The 4,662-nt window shown below is 61.5% G+C and carries 9 protein-coding genes; 5 read left to right on the top strand and 4 right to left on the bottom strand.

Going from position 1 to position 4,662, the window contains the following annotated elements; genetic code table 11:
• The 4 genes from JHD80_RS26650 to JHD80_RS29325 all read left to right on the top strand — a co-directional run.
• On the top strand, nucleotides 1–395 hold a 395-nt coding region (locus tag JHD80_RS26650; RefSeq protein WP_199093513.1), incomplete at its 5' end, for a tail tube family protein.
• Nucleotides 395–877: a phage tail assembly chaperone gene (locus tag JHD80_RS26645; RefSeq protein ID WP_199093511.1), complete on the top strand. Its 483-nt coding sequence runs from the start codon at nucleotides 395–397 to the stop codon at nucleotides 875–877. The genes JHD80_RS26650 and JHD80_RS26645, both read left to right, overlap by 1 nt.
• A gap of 41 nt (nucleotides 878–918) precedes the next feature.
• The gene (locus tag JHD80_RS26640) at nucleotides 919–1,068 is read left to right on the top strand and encodes a DUF6889 family protein (RefSeq protein ID WP_210340009.1); all 150 of its coding nucleotides are present in this window, start codon (nucleotides 919–921) and stop codon (nucleotides 1,066–1,068) included.
• Complete coding sequence (locus JHD80_RS29325) at nucleotides 1,061–3,040, top strand: glycoside hydrolase family protein (protein WP_199093509.1); 1,980 nt, start codon at nucleotides 1,061–1,063, stop codon at nucleotides 3,038–3,040. Before JHD80_RS26640 ends, JHD80_RS29325 begins: the two co-directional genes overlap by 8 nt.
• On the opposite strand, the gene JHD80_RS26630 is transcribed toward JHD80_RS29325, so the two are convergent.
• The 4 genes from JHD80_RS26630 to JHD80_RS26615 form a co-directional block, all read right to left on the bottom strand.
• Nucleotides 3,037–3,381: a hypothetical protein gene (locus JHD80_RS26630; protein WP_199093506.1), complete on the bottom strand. Its 345-nt coding sequence runs from the start codon at nucleotides 3,379–3,381 to the stop codon at nucleotides 3,037–3,039. The two genes, JHD80_RS29325 and JHD80_RS26630, sit on opposite strands and share 4 nt — an antisense overlap.
• Entirely contained in the window at nucleotides 3,378–3,716 is a 339-nt protein-coding gene (locus JHD80_RS26625; protein ID WP_199093505.1) for a hypothetical protein, read from the bottom strand. The genes JHD80_RS26630 and JHD80_RS26625 overlap by 4 nt, the downstream gene beginning before the upstream one ends.
• 62 nt (nucleotides 3,717–3,778) lie before the next feature.
• Nucleotides 3,779–4,063: an addiction module antidote protein gene (locus JHD80_RS26620; protein WP_199093503.1), complete on the bottom strand. Its 285-nt coding sequence runs from the start codon at nucleotides 4,061–4,063 to the stop codon at nucleotides 3,779–3,781.
• 1 nt (nucleotide 4,064) lies between these two features.
• The gene (locus JHD80_RS26615) at nucleotides 4,065–4,352 is read right to left on the bottom strand and encodes a type II toxin-antitoxin system RelE/ParE family toxin (protein WP_199093501.1); all 288 of its coding nucleotides are present in this window, start codon (nucleotides 4,350–4,352) and stop codon (nucleotides 4,065–4,067) included.
• Between the two features lie 65 nt (nucleotides 4,353–4,417).
• On the opposite strand from JHD80_RS26615, the gene JHD80_RS26610 reads away from it, so the two are divergent.
• Nucleotides 4,418–4,662, top strand: a 245-nt coding sequence (locus JHD80_RS26610) for a phage baseplate protein (RefSeq protein ID WP_199093499.1), incomplete at its 3' end; no start/stop codon positions are given.

Here is a 4,662-nt window from a genome sequence, read left to right as displayed (position 1 = left end):
CGATCGGCAATGGCGCCGGCGCCGCTGAAGAGGGGATCAGCATCACGCAGGTTGATGACATCGGCACTCTCACGGTGGGCGCCGATGGTTCTTTCATGCACAGCCTGCATTCCGGCCGCGCCGGAACGGTGACACTTCGGCTGCTCAAGACGTCGCCCACCAACGCGCTGCTGAACGATGCCATGAACGCTGAGCGCCAGTCAGGCGCCACCTACGGCGATGGCACGATCGTTCTCCGCAACCCCGCGCGCGGCGATGTCATCTCTTGCGCCGGCTGCGGCTGGCGAAAGGTCCCGGACCTCAACAACGGCAAGGTGGGCGGAACGGTTGAGTGGACGTGGAACTCCGGCCGGATTGACCAAAAGATCGGGACCGGCACGCCGGCGGCGATCTGATGCGTGAGCCAGTCGAATTCACGATCGGCAGCCAGACCTATCGGGCTGAGCCGATGGACGCCAAGACGCAGCAACATGTCGCGCGTCGCGTCCAGCCCCTCCTGGTCAGCATCCTTCCGTCGATCACGGCGATGATCCCGGCCGGCACGCTCGACAAGCTCAAGGAGAACCCCGGCGCGCTTCTGGACATGAATCTCCAGGAGACTGTCATGCCGGGCTTGGAGGCCGCATCGAACCTCCTCGCCCAGATGCCGGACGAGACCTATGACTATGTTCAGGCGAAGTGCCTCTCGCGCGTCAAGCGCAAGCGGGACGGTGACGCGGGATGGATCAACATCTGGGCCACACAGTCCGAACGCCTCCTCGACGACAACATGGACGGCGCCGATAGCGTCGCGATCATGGCGAAGGTGCTGGTGGTCGAACTCGCCCCTTTTTTCTTCGGGCTGGTCTCCAAGTCGATAGCAGCCGCCCAGCCCTAGAGTTCGATCCGATCGTTCTCCCCGATGGAGCGGATTTGCTTATGCGCCCGGTCCTCCGCGGCCTCTGCAAATACGAGAGCCTGATCGACGGCACTCTGACGCTCTGCGACGTCGCCGACATGAACGACGCTATCACTGCCATGGACGAGAACGCCTGGCGCGCCAACGAAGCGAGCAAACCCCGTGGCTGAGACGATCAAGGAGTTCCTCGTCAGCCTGGGTTATCAGGTCGACGGGGCCTCGGAGAGCAAGTTCAAGAACAGCGTGGCGACCGCCACGAAGGGGGCCGTTGCGCTCGGGCTCTCCCTGACCGCCGCGGCGACGGCTGTCAGCGCCGCCGTCACGAAGATTGCGGCCGGCTTTGACGAGATGTTCTTCATGAGCCAGCGCGCCGGCGCGTCGGTTCAGAACATCAAGGGGTTGAGCTATGCGGTGTCGCAGCTCGGTGGCTCGTATCAGGGTGCGCTCGCATCGATCGAGAGCTTCGCGCAGAAGATGCGCAGCAACCCGGGCTATGAGAGCCTAGTCAAGTCGCTCGGCGTCGCTACTCGCGAGAACGGCAGGCTGCGCGAGACGACCGCGATCGTTCAGGATCTCGCCAAGGCGCTATCGAAGAGGCCGCAATACGTCGCGCTCCAATATCTCGAGGCCCTCGGGATCGATGAGCGCACCTACAACGCGATCCGGTCCGGGGACCTCACCCGGTTCATGGACGAGTATGCCACAAAGGCGCGCGCGCTCGGCGTGGATCAAAAGCAGGCCGCCGACATCGGCAACCAGCTCACGCAGGCCTGGCGCTCTCTTGGAGCGACTGCGGAGCTCATCGGCGCGAAGCTCGAACAGACTTTGGGTCGCTCGCTGGCCTCGTTCGTCAAGGACGTCGATGATTTCCTGATCCGCAATGCCGACAAGATCGTCACGTTCTTCAATGAACTCGGGAAGGCGGCAGTTTGGCTTGCCGGCACCTTCACCAAGATGGTTCAGGCCCTGACGCCGGCATGGGAAGCTTTCGACAAGATCGCGCAGTCGCTGACGGGGCAGAGCGGCCTGCAGGTTGCGCTTGAAGCCTTCGCCGTCTGGCTTGTCGGGTCGTGGTTACTGCGCATCCTTGGCGCATTCAGCGCCGTGGGGGCAGGGTGGGGCGCCATGCTGCTGAAGCTTGGGATCAACCCGCTTACGCTCCTGGCCGGTGGCGCGCTCATCGCGAGCACCAATCCCGCTAATGCTGGCGAAGATGAAGAGCTGGCGCGGCGTCGGGCTGTCGGGGGGGCGGCAGGGCCTGGTGGTGTCAACAAGTTCGATGGCACGAACGGCATCAAAGACAATCGCACTTGGTGGCAGCGAACAGCCCCGAAATGGCTCGGAGGCAAAGATGCGCCAACTGGCGGGATTTCTGCTTCGAACGCCAATATTCCAGCGGAGGGGCGAGCTCTTCTCGACACGATCGCCTCGACAGAGGCCAATTCGTACAACGTCATGTACGGCGGTAAGAAGTTCGACAGCTACGCCGATCATCCACGGGTCAACGTGCCAATCACTTCCGGCCCGAACGCGGGGCGCACTAGCTCGGCGGCTGGCCGCTATCAGTTCCTCGCATCGACCTGGGACGCTCAAGCGAAGAAGCTGGGCCTGAAGGATTTCAGCCCAGCAAACCAGGATCTCGCCGCATACGATCTCGCCAAGACGGTCTATGGCAAAAAGACTGGGCGCGATCTGGATGCTGACCTGAAGAGCAAAGACCCAGGGGTCATCTCAGGCATCGGAGCAGCGCTCGCGGGAACATGGACAAGCCTGCCGGGCGGCATAGAACAAGGTCAGGGAAGCGGACGCTTCCACAGCAGCTTCAACCGGTTCCTCCAAAGGCAAGAAGCCGCATCAGGAGACGGCTACACACCTTCGTACACGCCCTTCAGTAACCTGAATGCAGGATCGCTTGCTGCAGTTCAGTCCAACGCTGCTCTGATCGGAAGCGGCATCCAGCCGGGCGGCTCTCCGCTCGTGCCGCCGGCGGCGAACAACAACACCAATGTCGACATGGCGCAGAAGACCGAGATCACCATCCTCGGCGGGTCGGACCCCAGCGCCACGGCCTCGGCCGTCGCCGAAGCTCAGAACGGCGTCAACGGTCGGATGCTGAGGAATATGCAAGGTGCCGTCCGCTAGTCCTCTTTCGGACGCCCTGCCGCCCGGAAATGGAGAAAGTCGCCCCAGCCTTCGACGATCACAACAAGGCGATGTCCTTTGGGGTGCCGCCACTCCGCGATGCAGGTAGAGGGTGCCTCGAAATCGCAGCGATGGAGTTCAGGGTAAAGGCTGCACCGGAAATCACCGAACTGCATAGTCGCCTTGCAACCATTCGGTTGAGGAACGGGCGTATAGTCGTTGTCGACCATCATATCCCGCACGTCGGCATAGGGATCGCCCGCTTCCGGTTCACGCCGCGGCATCTTCGCTGGCGTCAGTGCTTCTATCGCAAGGGCGAGCCCGATGGCGTACGCAATCACCGACAATTGGCCCGGCAGCGAATGGCTGAAACACCCGGATTATTTTCGCCAACAGTGACGATTTCAATCAGGGCATTAGTCGGCGATCGCCAGATGAAAAGGCATTGGCCCAGTCCGGTCCCGGCGCAGCTAGCCATCTCAGGATAGCCTTCGCACCGGCCGTCGCCGGGAGAGCACTTATCTGAATCCGGCAACGTGACCGGCTTGTATCCCAAGCCGATCAAGCTGCGCCGCGCTTCACGGTAGTCCGTGTTCTTCGGAAAGGTTGGAAGCTTCTCCGCCGCCCAAGCCGCAGTGCTCAGAAGCAAAGCGAGGGACAGCAGTATCAGGCGCATTGTTCATCTCCAGCGTTGTGTGCAACCTACCAGTGATAGGTCGCGCGTCAACGCGGAGAGGTTCATGCCGCAACGAGGGTGAGCTTCAGTCCCAGAGCTTTCGTAGCCTTCGTGAGGGTGTCTAACGTCGGGTTCCCTCCCGGTTTGAACGCCTTGTAGATCGCTTCCCGGCTTAGCCCTGTCTCGCGAGCAAACTCAGACACGCCACGAGCGCGCGCGACCACGCCGAGGGCATGGGCGATATAGGTAGGGTCCCCTTCCTCGATCGCGTCCTTGAGAAGCTCGATCTGGGCCTCTTCGCTGGTCAGGAATTCCGCTGCATCGAAGGGAGTGGTTTCGAGGGGCATTTCAGACCTCCTTGGCCATTTCGATGGCCCGCTTGATGTCGGCCCGTTGGGTGACCTTGTCACCACCGCAGAGCAGGATGATGACGACGTTGCCGCTCTTGGTGAAATAGACCCGGTACCCCGGACCGTAGTCGAAGCGCAGTTCGCCGATTCCGTCGAAATACTTCACGTCGCCCATCAACCCGGCGCTGATCCGAACCATCCGCTTAGCGATGATTTCCTGAGCCTTCCGGTCCTTCAGTCCGGAAATCCATTCCCGGAAAACGGCTGTCTGGCGGACTTCGATCATGTGTATCTTAGTACACGGCCGGGCGACGATTGTCAACTTAAATACACAAAGATAGGTCGATTAAATTGGCGCTGATCGACGACACCTTCGCGCTGCTGACCACTGGAACCCGCCAGATCGGGACGCTGATCCCTGATGTCGTCATCCGCGAGATCAGCAAGGACGAGATGGTCTTGACGGACCATCCGGTGGAGCGCGGCGCTTCGATTTCGGACCATGCGTTCTTTCGGCCGTCCGAGATCGAGATGCAGATAGCGTGGTCGGATTCGACGGGCGGCTACGTCGGGTACGCTACTGAGGCCTATGAGCA

This window comes from Allobosea sp. ASV33, from assembly GCF_016428755.1.
GTDB lineage: Bacteria > Pseudomonadota > Alphaproteobacteria > Rhizobiales > Beijerinckiaceae > Allobosea.
Note: the sequence above shows the minus strand (reverse complement) of the source record. Positions and strands in the feature narration are given on the sequence as shown.